General features: G+C 58.0%; 21 protein-coding genes. 2 read left to right on the top strand and 19 right to left on the bottom strand.

Going from position 1 to position 16,462, the window contains the following annotated elements:
* Window positions 1-696: 696 nt before the first annotated feature.
* The 4 genes from KZH41_RS02100 to KZH41_RS02085 all read right to left on the bottom strand — a co-directional run bounded on the left by KZH41_RS02100 (window position 697) and on the right by KZH41_RS02085 (window position 4,399).
* A complete protein-coding gene (locus KZH41_RS02100; protein ID WP_065896187.1) occupies window positions 697-1,140 on the bottom strand; it encodes a hypothetical protein in 444 nt (147 codons plus the stop codon).
* Window positions 1,141-1,437: 297 nt separating this feature from the next.
* A complete protein-coding gene (locus KZH41_RS02095; protein WP_263274282.1) occupies window positions 1,438-2,034 on the bottom strand; it encodes a hypothetical protein in 597 nt (198 codons plus the stop codon).
* Window positions 2,031-2,603 carry an RNA polymerase sigma factor gene (locus KZH41_RS02090; protein ID WP_263274281.1) on the bottom strand — a complete coding sequence of 191 codons (573 nt, stop codon included), beginning with the start codon at window positions 2,601-2,603 and terminating at the stop codon, window positions 2,031-2,033. Before KZH41_RS02090 ends, KZH41_RS02095 begins: the two co-directional genes overlap by 4 nt.
* A 155-nt stretch (window positions 2,604-2,758) precedes the next feature.
* Window positions 2,759-4,399, bottom strand: coding sequence for a vWA domain-containing protein (locus KZH41_RS02085; RefSeq protein WP_263274280.1), 1,641 nt, complete (start codon window positions 4,397-4,399; stop codon window positions 2,759-2,761).
* Window positions 4,400-4,850: 451 nt separating this feature from the next.
* Between KZH41_RS02085 and KZH41_RS02080 the strand changes: the two genes are divergently transcribed.
* Window positions 4,851-6,572: a M10 family metallopeptidase C-terminal domain-containing protein gene (locus KZH41_RS02080; RefSeq protein ID WP_263274279.1), complete on the top strand. Its 1,722-nt coding sequence runs from the start codon at window positions 4,851-4,853 to the stop codon at window positions 6,570-6,572.
* 62 nt (window positions 6,573-6,634) lie between these two features.
* Here KZH41_RS02080 and KZH41_RS02075 read toward each other — a convergent pair whose 3' ends face one another.
* From KZH41_RS02075 to KZH41_RS02015, 13 genes are all read right to left on the bottom strand, one after another.
* Window positions 6,635-7,285 carry a DUF799 domain-containing protein gene (locus tag KZH41_RS02075; protein WP_242153798.1) on the bottom strand — a complete coding sequence of 217 codons (651 nt, stop codon included), beginning with the start codon at window positions 7,283-7,285 and terminating at the stop codon, window positions 6,635-6,637.
* Window positions 7,282-7,644: a DUF4810 domain-containing protein gene (locus KZH41_RS02070; protein ID WP_110622924.1), complete on the bottom strand. Its 363-nt coding sequence runs from the start codon at window positions 7,642-7,644 to the stop codon at window positions 7,282-7,284. Before KZH41_RS02070 ends, KZH41_RS02075 begins: the two co-directional genes overlap by 4 nt.
* A 29-nt stretch (window positions 7,645-7,673) precedes the next feature.
* The gene (locus KZH41_RS02065) at window positions 7,674-8,354 is read right to left on the bottom strand and encodes a CsgG/HfaB family protein (RefSeq protein ID WP_242153796.1); all 681 of its coding nucleotides are present in this window, start codon (window positions 8,352-8,354) and stop codon (window positions 7,674-7,676) included.
* A 41-nt stretch (window positions 8,355-8,395) separates the two neighbouring features.
* Window positions 8,396-8,977 carry a hypothetical protein gene (locus KZH41_RS02060; RefSeq protein WP_242153794.1) on the bottom strand — a complete coding sequence of 194 codons (582 nt, stop codon included), beginning with the start codon at window positions 8,975-8,977 and terminating at the stop codon, window positions 8,396-8,398.
* 69 nt (window positions 8,978-9,046) lie between these two features.
* Window positions 9,047-9,508 carry an RDD family protein gene (locus tag KZH41_RS02055; RefSeq protein ID WP_242153792.1) on the bottom strand — a complete coding sequence of 154 codons (462 nt, stop codon included), beginning with the start codon at window positions 9,506-9,508 and terminating at the stop codon, window positions 9,047-9,049.
* 65 nt (window positions 9,509-9,573) lie between these two features.
* A complete protein-coding gene (locus tag KZH41_RS02050; RefSeq protein ID WP_242153790.1) occupies window positions 9,574-10,125 on the bottom strand; it encodes a hypothetical protein in 552 nt (183 codons plus the stop codon).
* A 156-nt stretch (window positions 10,126-10,281) separates the two neighbouring features.
* Complete coding sequence (locus KZH41_RS02045; protein ID WP_242153789.1) at window positions 10,282-11,073, bottom strand: hypothetical protein; 792 nt, start codon at window positions 11,071-11,073, stop codon at window positions 10,282-10,284.
* Window positions 11,070-11,450: an SMI1/KNR4 family protein gene (locus tag KZH41_RS02040; RefSeq protein ID WP_242153787.1), complete on the bottom strand. Its 381-nt coding sequence runs from the start codon at window positions 11,448-11,450 to the stop codon at window positions 11,070-11,072. Before KZH41_RS02040 ends, KZH41_RS02045 begins: the two co-directional genes overlap by 4 nt.
* Window positions 11,451-11,512: 62 nt before the next feature.
* Entirely contained in the window at window positions 11,513-12,004 is a 492-nt protein-coding gene (locus KZH41_RS02035; RefSeq protein ID WP_242153785.1) for an RDD family protein, read from the bottom strand.
* 17 nt (window positions 12,005-12,021) lie between these two features.
* On the bottom strand, window positions 12,022-12,597 hold the full coding sequence (locus KZH41_RS02030) for a hypothetical protein (RefSeq protein WP_242153783.1): 576 nt from the start codon (window positions 12,595-12,597) through the stop codon (window positions 12,022-12,024).
* Window positions 12,598-12,644: 47 nt separating this feature from the next.
* A complete protein-coding gene (locus tag KZH41_RS02025) occupies window positions 12,645-13,079 on the bottom strand; it encodes a hypothetical protein (protein WP_263274278.1) in 435 nt (144 codons plus the stop codon).
* Window positions 13,076-13,864 carry a signal peptidase I gene (lepB, locus tag KZH41_RS02020; RefSeq protein WP_083355850.1) on the bottom strand — a complete coding sequence of 263 codons (789 nt, stop codon included), beginning with the start codon at window positions 13,862-13,864 and terminating at the stop codon, window positions 13,076-13,078. Before lepB ends, KZH41_RS02025 begins: the two co-directional genes overlap by 4 nt.
* Before the next feature lie 199 nt (window positions 13,865-14,063).
* Window positions 14,064-14,456 carry a DUF2846 domain-containing protein gene (locus tag KZH41_RS02015; protein WP_169876735.1) on the bottom strand — a complete coding sequence of 131 codons (393 nt, stop codon included), beginning with the start codon at window positions 14,454-14,456 and terminating at the stop codon, window positions 14,064-14,066.
* A gap of 515 nt (window positions 14,457-14,971) precedes the next feature.
* On the opposite strand from KZH41_RS02015, the gene KZH41_RS02010 reads away from it, so the two are divergent.
* Window positions 14,972-15,229 carry a hypothetical protein gene (locus tag KZH41_RS02010; protein ID WP_094952063.1) on the top strand — a complete coding sequence of 86 codons (258 nt, stop codon included), beginning with the start codon at window positions 14,972-14,974 and terminating at the stop codon, window positions 15,227-15,229.
* Between the two features lie 72 nt (window positions 15,230-15,301).
* On the opposite strand, the gene KZH41_RS02005 is transcribed toward KZH41_RS02010, so the two are convergent.
* Window positions 15,302-15,823, bottom strand: coding sequence for a hypothetical protein (locus KZH41_RS02005; protein ID WP_094952046.1), 522 nt, complete (start codon window positions 15,821-15,823; stop codon window positions 15,302-15,304).
* A gap of 173 nt (window positions 15,824-15,996) precedes the next feature.
* Entirely contained in the window at window positions 15,997-16,461 is a 465-nt protein-coding gene (locus KZH41_RS02000; protein ID WP_141240579.1) for a hypothetical protein, read from the bottom strand.
* Window position 16,462 lies beyond the last annotated feature (1 nt).

Genomic DNA, 16,462 nt, shown 5'->3' with positions numbered 1-16,462 from the left:
ACACCATATAAATCATTTAAAATCATATACTTATATATTTTTGTAACACGCGTAACACTCGTAACACGGTTTTATTAGGGTATCCCCCAAGCCCCATTCGTATTGCTCCTCCAGCGAAAAGAGATCGAACATACTCTTGGCTTTGGTTAACAACAGGGACCCTAAGCAGGTTGGTTTGGCACGGGGTAGGAAACCCGCGTGATCGTGTCAGCGGAAAGGTGCCCAGCTTAGTGAACAGGTGAACCGGGTGAACTGCTGTTCACCAGTGCATTTGCCCTATGAGTCGGAAAGCCGCTGGGGACCCTGGGCATTCCGGATAGACACGGGGCATAGAACCCGCGCGTCCGTGTTAGCGGCTGGATTTTTTAAGTCGGTTGACAGGTTGACGTGGTTGACAGCCATCACCCTGGTTGACGCCATGCAGGTGTTCACTATCAGCAACGGACAAAGCCACCTTTACCGAAGCTGTAACGATGGTCCTTTTTCTTCAAGATCCTTTCAATTTTAACGATTGAAATTTCAGTAACTTCCACCACCTCCCACTAACTCGATCTCGCGGGTTTCATGCCCCGTACTGCTAGTAAATCACCAGGGTCCCCAGCGCTTATCGGCCACGAAACTCCGACGGGTATCGCTAAGAAAGATCGATACCAGGTAGAGGGAAAAGTCTTTGGGTCGCTATCCAGGTGAATGCGCTTAGGAATTTGGTGGAGATTGAATGTAGACGATCTGCTTATCTCGACCGACCAACAAGCCGATGACGAGCAGGATCACTCCGAGGAAGAAGCCAACAAACCCTAGAAACCCACTCACCAAGGTGCCACCGATAGCTGCTCCCGCCGTTTCTGCACCTGAGTGAGCGCCACTGACATTGGTAGCGATATGGCTACCGGTGAAAATAATACCGGACAAGGGAAGCATGAATGCAGCGATGCCCGAGGTCACTAGAAGTCGACGCCATGCTTTGCCAGGAGTGGGAGCATAAATCGCTACAACTAGTGCAATGATCCATGCGACGAAGAACACAATAGCGCCTGTCGCACCGCCAGCCCCTGGCGAAGCCGCTCCGGCGATGGCTACGACCATCGAAAGAAGAATGGCTAATATTAAGCCGCCAACCAGCCCTGCAAGAACCTTCATCGTTAACTCCTTTTATTTGCCGAGGCATGGAATATGCTGACGTGATGTATAGCAGCAGAATGCCACTTCTGTCCTGCCGCACCGTTGTAGGCGACCAATGAATTCTCACAGAAGCCGCACTTTCTGGCTCTAGCAGTTAGCCTTGTGTATGCCCACGTGTATGCCTAACCGATACCAAACCTAAAAAACCCAGCAAATACTGGCACTTTCCAACCCAGTTCAAACGACGCCGGGGCACCAGATACAGATGAAAAAGCCCCAGGTCGAAAGGCCTGGGGCTTTTTTGTGGGCATCGATTTAACGCCTCTGCAACACCTCCAACCGCGCCGGCAAGTCTTCCTTGGGAAAGCGCTTATGCAACGCCAGCAGCTTCTCATCCGCCGCTCTGCTCTCCCCAGCCAGACGCAGATTCACAATCTCCTGCAGCCCCTGCTCCAACGATGGCAGCGCAACCGCCGCACGCTTGCTGAGTTTCGCCGCCGGCTCATCCGCCAACGCGCCGGCGACCTCAGCCTGAACTGGCGGTGCGGCGGCCATCCGGGCCATGGGCGCAGGTGCAGGCGCCGAATACGCTTGGACCACCGGGCGTGCGGCTTCCTGCTGAGGCGCAGAGAACGTCGCGGTGGATAACTCGGGTTGTGGCACTGGCGAGCGCATTACCACGCCGATCATCAGTGCCACGCCTGCGACGGTGGCGAATGCCATCTGCCAGCGTGGTTGGCGGCAGGCGTGCAGCCAGCGTTGCCACAGGCTTGGCTGTGGCGCCGGGGCTTCGCGGCGGGCGGTGTTGAGGATGAAGGCGTCGAGGGACGCAGGCGGTTCGCCTGTGCTGTGTTGACGAAAGTGTTGGAGTAACACGTCGTCCGGGTCCTGGGTGTGTCGGGAGTCGGTCATGCGGGTATCTCCTCGGCCAGCAGGCGGCGCAGTTTCTGCTGGGCGTAACGCAGGCGGCTTTTTACGGTTTCCAGCGGCGCTTGGGTGAGGGCGGCGATTTGCGGCACCTCAAGGTCGCCGTGCAGGCGCAGCAGGAAGACTTCGCGCTGGTCTTCGGGCAAGTCTTGCAGCGCGGCGTCGAGGCGCGCCTGGTCGCGGCTCAGGCTCAGTTGCTGCTCGGGGCCGGCGCTGTCGTCGGGCTGGGCGTGCAGTTGCTCATCGTAGCTGTCGTGCAATGGGTTGTGCACGCCGTGCTTGCGCCAGTGGTCGATCAGGCGGTTGCGGGCAATCTGGAACAGCCACGTACGAAAACTCGCCCGGCCTTGGGGCTGGGTGCTGCTGCGGATCAGGCTGAGCCAGGTCTCCTGATAAACCTCTTCGGCCAGTTCGGCTTTGTTGCTCAGGGACACCAGGAACCGGTACAGGCCTTGGCGGTGCCGCGCGTACAAAAGCTCGAACGCGGCACCGTCACCGGCTCGGTAGCGGGCCAGCAGCGCTTCGTCGCTGGGTGAATCATCTGGAACGGCCATGTAGGTGGCGAACTCCTTCTAGACGTTGAAACCCTTGAATTGTGGGAGCCGGGCTTGCCCGCGATAGCGGTCGGTCAGTACCGCAGATGTCGCCTGGCCCACCGCTATCGCGGGCAAGCCCGGCTCCCACATTAGATCTTCATTGGACCCAATGATTAGTGTTTGAGGCTCTGCGCCAACTCCACCAATTGCACGAACTCGTTGCGCAGGCCGAACGGGTCATCGCCTCGGGCTGAGCGGGCCAGTGCGGCGGTGTCCTGCAGGCTCATGCTGCCAGTGTAGCGGCCATCGCCCTTGAGCTGTTGGGCGAAGGCTGCAACGGCCGCCGAGAAGCGCAGATCATCGCTGGCTTTGGTCGACTCGGTGCTGATAGGCCGCTCAATCAGCTGGCTGTCACCGCCCGCCGCCGGTTTGTAGCGCACGCGCAGCATCGCCAACTCAGTGGAGGTGTTTTGCGCCGCAGGTGCAGCGGCGTAGCGCAAAGGCTCCAGCCAGCCCTTCTGGCCCTTCGGCACAATTTCGTACAGCGCGGTCACGGTATGCCCTGCGCCGATCTCGCCGGCATCGACTTTGTCGTTGTTGAATTCCTCACGTTTCAAGGCGCGGTTTTCATAGCCCAGCAGCCGGTATTCGCTGACCTTGGCGGGGTTGAATTCCACCTGCAATTTCACATCCCGCGCAACAACGGCCAGGGTTGAGCTGAGCTGATCCACGAGCACTTTTCGCGCTTCACGCAGGTTGTCGATGTAGGCGTAATTGCCATCGCCTGCGTCGGCCAGTTGTTCCATCAGGTGTTCGTTGTAGTTATCCACACCGAAGCCCAGGGTGGTCAGGGACACGCCGCTTTTACGCTGGTCGGCGGCCATTTGCTTGAGGCTGTCGAAGTCGCTGACGCCCACATTGAAGTCACCGTCGGTGGCCAGCAGGATGCGGTTGATGCCTTTGTCGATAAAGCCTGTGCGGGCCATCTGGTAGGCCAGCTCGATGCCGGACGCGCCCGCTGTGGAGCCGCCCGCCGTGAGTTGGTCGATGGCGTTACGGATCTTGGTTTTGTCGCGGCCGGACGTAGGTTCGAGCACTACGCGAGACTCACCGGCATAGACCACCAGCGACACACGGTCTTGGTCGCGGAGCTGGTCCACCAGCAATTTCAGCGTGCTTTTGACCAGCGGCAAACCTTCGCGGCGGTCCATGGAGCCGGACACATCCACCAAGAACACCAAGTTGGCCGGCGCCAGGTCAGCCACCGCGCGGTCGGATGCCTTGATGCCGATGCGCAGCAGTTGGGTGTGCGGGTTCCACGGCGTGGTGGCGACTTCGGTGGTCACGCCAAAGGGCGAGCCGTCGGTGGGTCGGGCGTAGTCGTAGGGGAAGTAATTGACCATTTCCTCCAGTCGCACAGCGCCTTCAGGCGGTAGGCGGCCCTGGTTGAGGAAGCGTCTTACGTTGGCATAACTGCCGGTGTCGACATCGACACTGAACGTCGAGACGGGGGTTTCGGCAACACGATGCACCGGGTTGTCCGGCAGGTTTGCGTATTGCTCGCGGGGCTCGCTGCGGTAGGCCATCGCGGCCGAATCCTGACTCATCAGGCGCATGGCCATCGGCGCAGGCATCGGCATACGTTTGCTCAGCGCACCCTGCACAGGTTCGCTTTGCAGTTCTGCGACAGGTGCAGCGTGCTCAGGCTTGGCGACATCACGGGAAGAAGACAACCCACAACCGGCCAGTGCAACCAGCAAGGTAACGGTGAAGCCCTGGGCGACAGGACGCACGTGCAAAAGAGGGCGGGACATTGGCTTAACCTCGTGAATGAATAATGCGATCACAAGGTAAGACGCGAGGCCTCATAGGTTCGGGTTAATGACCTGCACCTTTTTGGGAAATCGCCACAAACACGTAAGACAAATCAGCCTCCTATTGCGCCCCTAGCTGTGACGAGCCTAAACGTTGAGAACAAGCAGCACGGGTATAAAAATCTAGTCACTTCATGCCGTTATAAACCAGACGCTAAAGATTTACTCAGTCACATATTGGTCTTTGGAAATTTCTTCTAACGCTGCCAGCTTTGAGCTTAGCGCAACGGAGTTTGCGAACTTTTTATGTAGGGAGAACAACAAATAAACACTGGGAATTATCACGTTGAGAATAGATTTCAGAGCGCCTTTCTTTCCCCCCCAACCGGATGCCGCCCAACAGGCCCAAGGAACTTCTCGCCCGGCCTCTTTTCGGACGATCTACCGGCCATTGACTCAACCTGCGCGCGCCCACCGTTTTGTGCGTGCGCCTCAACAGCAAAACGCTCAAGCGAATCGCCGTTGGGACGCACCAGGCGCAAGCAGTAATACTAATGGGGGTAATTATGACGCCACCCTGCGCGAAAACGACCCATACATCAGCAGAGCCAACAGGCAGTCCTTTGATAAACAGCGGGCTGTAGAGCAGCTCACACGGGGCGCGTATAAATGGAGGGATTGGAACCAAAATAATAAGACCGAAATTTCCTATTCCTTCTTGGCCGGCGGATTCGACGAATACCAAAAACAAGACGCCCGGCGCTCCATCCAATCCTGGGGCGATGTGGCGAATCTGGCCTTCACGGAAAACGGCGGGCAAGCCGAAGGACGCTTGACCTTCCGACTTTCTGACGAACCCGGCGCACGGGGCGCTTATCCCGGCCCTTATCACGACAGCGGCGATACCACTTACAATCCGGGCTTTCTGGCTCGCCATGTGATGACTCACGAAATCGGTCACACCCTCGGCCTGACTCACCCGGGGAAATACGATGCCAGCGGCAAATGGAGCCATTCAGACCGTGTTTATGCACAGGACTCTAAAGCCCACACCGTCATGAGCTACTTCCTTGCTGAAGACAGTGGCAAACGTATGGGCGTCATACCCAATGCCCCCATGATGGATGACATCAGTGCCATCCAACAAAACTATGGCGCCAACTATCAAACCCGCAGAGAAAACAACACCTACGGTTTCAACTCCAACACCGGAAGGGACTACTACTCGCTGCGGAGCAACCGTGACGCTGCTGCTTTTTGCATCTGGGACGGCGCCGGCAACGACACGCTGGACGTCTCGGGCTATGGCACTAACCAAGTCATCAACCTCAAGGCCGGTTCGTTCTCTGATGTGGGCCACGGCCGGGGCAATGTCTCTATCGCCCGGGGCGTCAGCATCGAAAATGCGATAGGGGGTTCAGGCCATGATGCGCTGATCGGTAACGACCAGATTAACCGACTCACCGGTGGCGGCGGCGCCGATCGATTACGCGGCGGCGGCGGTGCCGATAGTTTTGTGTATAACCACGCCAGCGATTCCACGCCGCAAAACCCGGATGAGATCATGGATTTCACCAGCGGCAGCGACAAGATCGACGTGACGCAGGCGCTGAGGAATGCGGGCCTGTCCTCACTGTCCGTTGTGAATGCCTGGAGCGGCAAAGCGGGTGAGGCGCTGCTCACCTACGATGAAAGAAGCGGCATGGGCTCCGTGTCCATCGACCTCAACGGCAATGGCAGAGCTGACCTGTTTATCAAGACCCATGGGCAAGTCAGGCCAAGTGACCTCGTGCCCCACAGAGCTGGCAGGGTAACAACACGTAGCCTGCCCCCAGCGCCTACGACGCGCGCTCGGCCACCCGTGAGTAACCCAGTGTCAGAACCGCGTTTCGTCTTCAACAGCGCCCGCGATTCGACCTTTTTCAATGCTCAGTTACTGACGGATTTCACCACCGGCACTGACAGTATTGACCTTCGCGGGGTGGAGAAGGAGGCCAACACGCGCCTCACGCTCGTCGAAGAGTTTACCGGGCGCATTGGCGATACCCGAGTGACCTACAACCCGCAAAGCGGCCGCTACTTCATCGCCATCGACCTGACCGGCAACCGCACCACGGACTTCCTGATGAAAAGTACGCAACTGATCAGGCCCAAAGACATCATTGTGCACTGACGGCGATGCGTGATGCTGGCCTGTGAGGGCCAGCAAACGCTTTTCACGCAGGCACAGGCAAATCAGTCGGTGCCGTACTTCGGGTTACGTGGGCCGTACAGAATCCCGGTGCGCTGCCCCGCCGACAGCAGGCGCGCACTGGTGATACCGGCAATCGGGTGCGCCGCATCAGTGGAGCTGTTGATCACTTGCTTGACCGCCGCCGTGATCAGCATGCCCACCAGGCCGCCGCTGTTGTTGTTGCCTTCCTCACTGGAGGCCCGCGCCGAACCGGTCCACAAGGTGGTGCCGGTGCGCAGGTCCACCAGTTTGGCCGAGGCCGTCACGCTGGTGTCGCTGGAGATCAGCATGTACTTGGTGCCGTACTCACTCACGGTGATGTACAGCGCCGCGTCCGCACCAAAAATGTCATGCAGTTTGGCCGGTGGCACGCCCTGGATATCGTTGGCGGTGGTCAGGCCGTTCTGGCGGAAGGTTTCGTCCACCAGGGCAATCGGCAACACGTAATAGCCAGCTTCGGCCAACGGGTAGGTGACCTGCGACACCATGCTGTAGGACGCCTGCACTTCCGGTGACTCATTGATCGGCGGCAGTACCAGGATCGACTTCGGCCGCGCCTGTTTGTATGCCGTGTAATCAATGGTCTTGGGGGCTGCGCAACCGCCGAGCAAAGCCAGGGCCAGCAAGGCGCCGGTGAGTTTTAACAGGCTCATTTAGTGGCGACTCCGGTCTTGGCGTTTTTCAGCAGAAAGTCCATGTAGGAAGCAGACTCGGGGAACAGCGCCTTCTCGGTGCGGAACTCCTGCACCATCTGGTCATCCTTGCCCATGGTCATGTACAGCATGCCCAGATGCGCGTGGTAACCCGGCGGAGCCTTGCGGCCACTGGCGTTGATCTTTTGCAGGTCGCGTTCCAGCGCCTCTACCTGTGCTTCCTTGGGCTCGCCCTTGAAGTACTCGTAAACCTGCGGCTGGTAGCTTTCCCATTGATACAGGGGTTGGGGCGCCGTGTGGCACCCGGCGACCGTCGCGATTGCTGTCAGCATCAGCGCCAACTTAACTGCCTTGCTCATCCGTGTACTGCTCCTTGAGGTGCTGCTGATCAGTTGCGCGGGTTCCAGGCGCCGGCATTGATGCCGTCGACGAGGCGGTTGATAGCTTCGCGCATGGCCAGGTCCAGGACCTTGCCATTGAGGGTGGAGTCGTAGCTTGCAGTGCCGCCAAAGCCGATGACTTCACGGTTAGACAGGGCGTATTCACCAGCGCCCTGGGTGGAATACACCACTTCGGAGGTGCTGATGTTGACGATGTTCAACGCGACTTTGGCGTAAGCCACTTGGGTTTTGCCACGGCCGAGAATGCCGAACAACTGGCGGTCGCCGGTTTCTTTGCGGCCGAACTCGGTCACGTCACCCGTCACCACGTAGTCAGCACCTTTAAGCTTTTGCACGGTGCCTTTGATCGCGGCTTCCTGGGATATTTCGCCCATGTTGTCGCGGTCCAGCACGCTGAAGCGGTTGGTCTGCTGCAGGTGGGTGATCAGGATGGTCTTGGCTTGGCCACCGAGGCGGTCAACGCCGTCGGAGAAGATGCCGCGCATGTAGCTCGAACGGTTATCGAACTTGCCCACGGCAATGGGTACGCGCACGCCGGAATAGCCGATGTTGGCGCTGGCGACTTGCTCAACCGGCATCGCGCGGTTGCTCTCCGTGGCACAACCGGCCACGGTCAGCAGCGCTGCGGCGGTAAGGCCCGACAGCAGGATTTTGGACAGTGTTTTCACAGGGTGCTCCTAGAGTGAGAAATCGGGTGCAGCAGGTAACGCTAGCGAGACGGGATGTTGCGTAAGTCATCAACGATGAAGCGGCTCAACAATCCGGTGTAATAGGACTCCACGCTCGAGTTGCCGGAGTTGGTCAGCACACCGGCCATGGTTTTCATGTTTTGCCAGTCGCCCCTGTAACCTGCGGGCATCAGCCCCTGGCGAGCTTGTGAGAAATGCAGTATCTCGGCGTCGGCCTTCTTGATCTTGACCGAATAGTTAAAGTCGACACTGGCGAGGATCGTGTTGTCGTCGACGATGGCGGTCATGAAGCCACCTTGGGTGTCTTGGATGCGCCGCGTATAGATAACGTCAATGTCGAGCAGGTAGTCGGCCTTGTCTTTACTGGTGGCGTAGCGCTTGGCCTGGAGCAGGCGATTGACCAGGTCAACGCCCAATTGCTGGCGAACCTTGGCATCCGGCATAAAGCGCTCGTTCTTGCCCACCACCTCAACGTCGAAGGTGTCGAGCCAGTAGGTGGCGGTCTTGGGAATGGTGACCGGCGCCGGGGAGATGTAGTAATCCGGCTTGGAGGCGCAGCCGGCCATCAGGCAGATGGCCAGGAGAAAGGCAAAAACGCGCATTGCTTTATTCGTCCCTGAAAGGTGGCATGTTGCTCGTGCCGCGGCATTTTACGGGGTTGCCCAACGTACTCAAGCGGTTTCGGTGCGTCGAGCAGGCGGGCTGTTGATAACAATCGTCTTCGCCAGCATGTCACCCAAGCGGCGGCGCATGCCGAACAACACAAAAAGGCCATCCAACAGGCTGAACAGCAGTTTGGGCACATTGCGCAAAAACGATTGGAACACGGTGCAGTTGGTGGGGTACGGGTAACCCACCACAGAGGTGCGGCACAGGCGTTTGCCCAGGCTTTGCCCATTGGGCAAGGCATCGCAGAACAGCATGTAACCTACCGCCAGCCAAAACAGCAGGAAGTGCAGGTAGTGAAATACCACGGCGCTGCCTGCTGAAGAAAAATACACCGCGACGTAGTCCAGCAAACCCTTCAAGAACAGCAGGAAAAACACCACGGCCATATCGATGACGTAGCCCAAAAGGCGCTTGCCTGGGCTGGCAAGGTCGTAGCCGGCGGAGGCCGAAACTGAGTCGTTCATAACGCTGTTGATCCCTACGGTGAGAAAGGAAGGTGTATGCCCCGATTGACGCGGCGGTTTAACGCCTACTTGGGAATTATGATCGGAATAAACATCGGCGCAGGCGCAGGCGGCGGCTTGATCTGGCCTTCGCTTTCCACCACGGTGATGCCTTTGCCTTTCAGGGTTTCAAACAACCGCTCGGTCGCCGCTCCGTCGTCATAGCCACCGTCATCGATGGTGACGCTAAAGCCCAACAGACGCTGGCTTTCGGTGAGCTGCACCTGCCGCGCGCGGAAGAACGACCAGATCGAGATCTTCTTCAGGGCCGACAACTCCACGTTCGCCAGCGACTCATACTTCATGGTCTTGCCGTTCCAACCCATCACGTACAGGTCATTGGCTGTCAGCGCAAAGGTGCAGAAATAATAGGTGCCGGTATTGGAGTTGGGCGTGGTCATCACCACGGCACAACGGCCATGTTGAACAATGGGGTCCGTGATGCCTGGGAAGTCTTTCACCAGGTCGGCAGGGTACTGCGCGCGGTCGTAATACACCGTCGCCCGGTCGTAGGGTGTGGTGTTGCAGCCGGCAAGTAACAGCGCAACACCCAGCAAAATCCATGCAGCAAAACGCATTGAGTACTCCCTATGGCAGCTGGTTTTTTAACGCAGCTGCGCTGTCCATAAATCCTAGGCTTTTAAAGTGATAGCTCCGAGCCACCAATGTATCGGCAACCCAGGCAAACACATGAGCAAGGGTTGCTAACCTCATCGACGGGCAGCTCAAACCCCTCAATAGCCGCCAGCGTCGATGCTGGCGATTGCCAGCCACGCGGCGACCACGCGATCAAACGCTTCATCACCTGCCTTCACCTGCAACTGAACAATCGCGCGCCTGGCATCCGCAATCGACCAGCCCGTGGAGTTCAACGTCAACCAGGCGCAATCAAGACGCCCGGCGGCAAGGAACCCTTCGAACAGAGCCTTTTTATCCTGCTGCGGATCAAACCAGGCGGGCAGTTCCACACCGGGTGGCGTGAGCATGTCCCGATGCACGATTTCGAAGGAGCAACTGCTGTTCCACCAAGCCCTGGACGCATTCGACGGGTCAGGAAAACCCCCGGTATAAGCCACACCGCTGCCGGGCACACTGTCGAGTGGCGTCAGTGTTCTGAACAGCTCGAGCTCAGCAAACCCTTTTGGATCGTCGCCGCTTTTCAACGACAACGCATCCAGCTCAGCCAGGCAATCGAGCCCCACCGCGTCGGCGAACTGCTCAAGCTGCGGGGTGATGCCGTCATCCACACTCATCGCCATCATCGCGATCACCGCAAACAACTGCGCGGGGGTTCTGGCGATTTCATAGGTCATGCACCCGGAGTCGACATACAGCTTTACGAAGCACGGCTCGCGGTCCACGAACCAGTGTTGCCAGTAGCCGATGTAAGTGGGGCCGGAGCCGTCGCTCCAGATGGGCGTGAGCGCAGGTGGGTAGACGTACCAGAGCGCCGGGGCTTCCAGCGTGCAGATAGGCACGCTGATAGTGCCTTGCGCGCAGGCCAGTAGCGTATCGGGCAGGTTCAACGGGCTAACCGCATAAACAGGTCGGGCACATCCCGCGCGACCGGCTCGGCGTACTGGCGCTCCATGCCGACCAAGGGGATGCGCACAATCGGCATCAACGCATCATCGGTGTCGAAGCCATAACCTTCAACACCGCCATCGGAGCCAAATAGAAAAATGCCCGGGGCATAGGTTTCGACCTCGTACTCGCGATTGAAGTCAGCCAGCTCCTGCGCTTGCCAGAAAACAATGTAGTGCTCGCCGATAAAGCCTTCACCGCCATTGTGGGTATTGAGGAAATCGAGGTAGCTCGGCGGGAGCGCGACGCTCAGGCTGTCTACCAACGCTGAGTCGGCGCGGGCGTTCAACTGGCCTTCGGTGAGGTTATAGGGCTGCAATTTTATTTATCTCCTCGGTTAGAGCGCGTGGCGCCGTTGCTTCATCAGCGCTGGCACCCGGGTCAGTGAGCATTGCCACCGGCGCTTTTGCCGTCGTCATAAATATCGGCAAGGCTGCGAACCTGGGTCAGGTTGCCGGTTTGAACCACGATGGTCTTGGCGAACATGTCCCCCAGACGGGTTCTGGACTCGAGAAAAATCCACACCCAGTCGATGATCACCAGCACCCCGGCATTGCGGGTAAATGACTGTGAAAGGCTGCAGCCCTTGCGGGTTTTACGGTCCACCACGGCGATGCTCAGCAAGCGCTTGCCCAGGCTCTGACCCTTGGGCAGCGCGTCTGCGAGCAAGAGGTAAGCCGCGCCTGCGAAGAATGCTGCGAGGAACCCGCCCTTGGCCGTCACGGCAGGCACGAACGCCGACAGCGCCTCGGCGCTGAACTTGACGATGAAAAAGATCAGCAGCGTGATTGCGCCGTCGATGACCCTCGCCAACAGGCGACGGCGGATGCTGGCCAAAATGGTCGGTCGTTTGGCGGGGCTATTCGTATCCATACCGTGTTTATTTCCCTTCAAAAGAACGAGCGTAACGTGACGTAAAGCATCAACGCCCACAGCGCCGCACCCGGCACCATGATCAGGTAGTTCCAGACATTGAAGCGGGCATTGCTCGAGCCGTCGGCATCGCCGGCCGCAAAGTTGAGCATCGCCTGGCCCTTTTGCATCAGGTAAGCGCGCAGCGGGATCGAGATAAACAGCCAGGCCGCAACCGCTGCCGTGCTTTCGATGTGATCAGACAGCCTGTCGGCGATATGCGCCGCCACCGTGATCACCACCAGCATCGTCGCCCACTGCTCAAAATCAAAAATATACGAGCGGCCCGTGATGCGAATCTGATGGTCGGCACGCCGGTACAACTTATGCACAAAGAAAATACACAGCAGCCCGCGCGCCCAGGGCCAGATATCGGCCTGGGTGGCCTTCTTGTAATTGCTCCAGTGCTTGAACGACCAGAAATACATGTAGAGGCCCAAGCTCAAGACCGACAAAATAAACAGCTTTCGCTCGGCGATGACATAAAACTCAGGCGAGGCCTGTGGGGCAACGTCAAGATTGGCAGTAGGGGTGGCGAAAACGTTTTCGGTCATTGTTCAGTCCTTGATGATGAAGTTGAAGCCGCCGGTAAAAGCAGCGCTCAACGCGCTTCACGCTCGCGCTGCTCCGCGCAAAATTGCTCCCAACCTTTCACGATAGTGCCGGTGTACTCGCCACAGCTCGCCCCCTCCAGGCTCTCGTCGAGCGCGTCGCGCTCAGGTGCAAACCACACCGAGTCGACCAGGTACGCCGCGCCCGCTGCCAGCATGAGCACCACCGCCAAACGCGTCACCATGTAGCGCGCCGTGGCCCGAGGCGTGCGCGTGCGCTCAAATACAAACGCGAACAGCAGCCCAATGGCGCCCATCAGGAAAACACCCAGCGCCGAGCCGAAAGCGCCGGAGGTAGAGCTGTCGAAGTAGGCCCATGCCACCATAGAGACGCTGGCACTGCCGAACATCAGCAGCAGGCAAATTCCCTGCGCCAACCGCCACCCTATTACCGCTAAACCTGCCATTGAAACCTCACGCGTCATGGGAACCTCGTACCAATGCGCACCGGTTCATTCGAGAACCAGATGCCGGTGACTTTGCCGACCACATCCTCAACAGCCACCTGGCCCATGAAGCGGCTGTCATTGCTCACATCGCGGTTGTCGCCCAGCAGGTACACGTGCCCCGGCTCGACCAAAAACGGCGCCAGTGTCAAGGAGTAGTCCTTCTTCACCCGCTCGGCCGGGGCGTGGAACAACCCCAGGTTTTCGCCATTGCGGATCAGCTCGCCGTTGACGATCGCCAGCGTGTCGCCGCCGACACCAGCCACACGCTTGACCGCCTCGGTGCCGTTCCAGCGATACACCACGATATCGCCGGCCTTGGGTGCGCCGGGGCGCAAGTCGGACACGATGTAATCACCGATCGACAGCGTAGGAATCATCGAGCCCGAGGGTATGTAATAGTTTTTGAAACCCAGTAGCGGCGCGCGAAACGCGTCAAATATCAGCAAGGTGATCGCGATCAGCACGCCGACGTACAGTACATGGAAACGCTTGCGTGGCACGCCCGGTGGGCCGTCGTAACGGCGGGCCAGCACCGCGGAGGCAATCGCGGAGGCCAGCTTAACGAGGATGATGAACGCCAAGAGCACGTAGAGCCCGACAGGCGTGGCGGCCAACCCGGTGACCCCCAGCAACACCACGCCGACATACAGCAACGCCGCAACCCGAATGCCCCATTTGATGCGGCCGACATACACCAACCCCCAGCCGACGACCAGGCAGGACATCAGGAAGGCGAGAAGGGAGAACTTGCTGGATTTCATTGATCATCCTTGATGACAGGATTCATTCCGTGAGCTTTTTACGCGGCAGGTTACTGACGTGTGGGCTTATTTGAGTTCTTTCACCAGATACCCACTGGAGATCTGCGTGATACCCCTGAGCGCGCGGCGCAATGCCTCAGGGTCGGTGCAATACGTGAGCGGCCGAGCCTGGAGCCCGACCGCCTCAAGCGTTTTTAACTCACTTGCTTTCTTTTGCCACGGTGCCCAAGGACGCATCCTTGACCAGATAACGGCCTTCCACATCGCTCAGCACTTTGAGGCTGTTGCGCGCCACGGCGAAGCCCATTTCGACTTCCTGCTTGAGGTAAACCACCTCACCGGCCTTGACGTTGATCGGCATGTCGGCCCAGTTTTCAGCTTTGGAGCTGATCACGTGCTGGCCCGGCGTCACGAAGAAATAAATGTACTGGTTGCCGCGGTTGTAACCCATCTCCGAGTCGGCTTCCTTGTCATCCAGGAACACGTTGAACCGCACCATCATCCCCACGTTGCTTGGGCGTACCACGTACACCAGGCCTTTGTCGGCGACAGCAGCCTTGGGCAGCGAGTAGTTCGCCACGTCCGCCTGCATTTTCTCTACCGACGGTGTCGAGGAGCAGCCAAACAGCGTGGCCAGGGACATTACAACAGCAGCTTTGCAGAACAGCTTGATCATGTACTTCTTCCTTGTGGTGTAACGGTAGAGCGGGTTGATGCGACGGCGATTGACCGACGCGGGTGCTTTGATGCGTTTAATCATCGCCAGTGTGTCGGCCATGGGGCTGAAGACATGAGGCAATGAACGTGGGCCAGTACTTTGATGCCTTGCGTGGGTTTGGGCGTGGGGCTTATAGTCCGGCCCGTCGCCCAAATGGCGATCAGGTTTGGCGACCTGACAACAGAGTGCAAAAGCAACCCGCTTCTATGCAGGTGTTTTTGCACCCGCAAAGCTGTGCATGTTATGGCGGCTGTGCGCGGGAGACCTTCGGGTCTGCCGGTTTTCTCTGTTGCCGGTTCGCCAACCTGCGTACAGCTGCCACCCTTTCGTTTGGCGACGAATGAGTGGTGGCTTAATCCACTAACAGAGAACTGAAAATGAACCAATACATGCCCCTTACGGGCCACGACAGCACCGTCCCCGCTCTGCTCATCGACACCTGTGCGCCCCTCGACGTCCTCCACGACGCCGCCGTGTACCGGATTCGAGCCGTCACCCAACTGCTGGAAAACCTGGCCTTCCGAGAACAGCTCAGCAGCGATGCTGTGGTGCTTCAAGACTTCGCCCAATTGCTGGCTATTCCGCTGCGCGATGGGTGTGATTTGCTTGATGTCATCGTTCGCAGGCTCCATGCCGATCCATCCTGAGTAAAAGCCGGGCGGCCTTAGCGTCGCCCGCTTTATGCGTAGGCCTACTTATTTCCCCACAGCTACTATTTTTTACGGCTGCACCTCATGTTCTCGGGTCACCGACCGCCACGTCACCAACCCATCCAAACCGTGTTCAGACTTCAGGAATTTGAGTACGTTTTGCGCCTCGGCCTTTTCCTCAAACGGCCCTGCGTAAAGGTGTGGCGGCTCATCAAGCACGGTCGGTATATCGATGAGCGCCATCTGTGCCGCCATGCGTTCAAATGCCTCATCCGTATCGGCGGTCATGCGTGCGACCCAACCGCTGCGATCTCTCAGGGCAATCGGCTCCACGTCGGCGCCGCAGTGCTTACAGCGAGATGCCGCCGCTTGGATCGGTTGGTTGCAGGCGGGGCAAGGGCGCAGGTCCGGGTGCACCAAGGCGTCAACACCGGTCTTTGCCAACCGGGGCATTAACAACACGGCTACCAAGGCGACGCCGGGAAGGAAGAGTGAGATTGCAAACCACCGGGGCCCTGAGCGCCCGCGTGTGCTTGCAACGTAAGCCGTGACGGCGGTGATAATGAGCCAGAAGGGGAGTGAGATGCCCATTGAACTTCCTTGTTTTAATAGTGGAGTGGTGCGCACGTTGAACGAGCAGATAATAGGAAAAAATCAGGCCTCTTCATTTTAGCGACAGAGGGCTAAAAAGTTAACCTACGCTCGCTCATTTCAACGCCTATAAAAATGCACCTCCCGGCTGTTAACCTTACTTCCGCTTTCGTCTAACGTGAGTTCTCCACGCCTCCTTCTTTATCACGAGCCAATCCAGAAAGTGCGTTCTTATACTCAACATTAAAACGCCTTGAAGACAACACATAATAAGCAGCCAAACTTACTCGACTGCGAGCACTCTCTTTATTTTTATGGAGAATACCTAAAATAACTTTAGCCCGCAGACGGTAAACAAACAGTCCTAACACATAGTATTTAATCTCATTACTGCCTCCATTGACCAGCAGCCGAGACAACAACGCCGCCTGCTGCACAGGAGCTAAATGCGTTCGGCGCGCTACCGCGGCCGCTAGCCGAACATTTGCCGCCCCCAATACCTCGACGACTTTTAATTTGTCACTTTCTGACACCTGACGCACTAAATGGCACAGTTCATTTTCAACTGACGAAACTCGCCACACTAGCAAACTACGGACAAGCTCATCGACTCTCTTTCTTTCAGCCTCGGACCTCATA

The sequence above is a fragment of the Pseudomonas sp. YeP6b genome, assembly GCF_025642995.1.
Classification (GTDB): domain Bacteria; phylum Pseudomonadota; class Gammaproteobacteria; order Pseudomonadales; family Pseudomonadaceae; genus Aquipseudomonas.
Note: the sequence above shows the minus strand (reverse complement) of the source record. Positions and strands in the feature narration are given on the sequence as shown.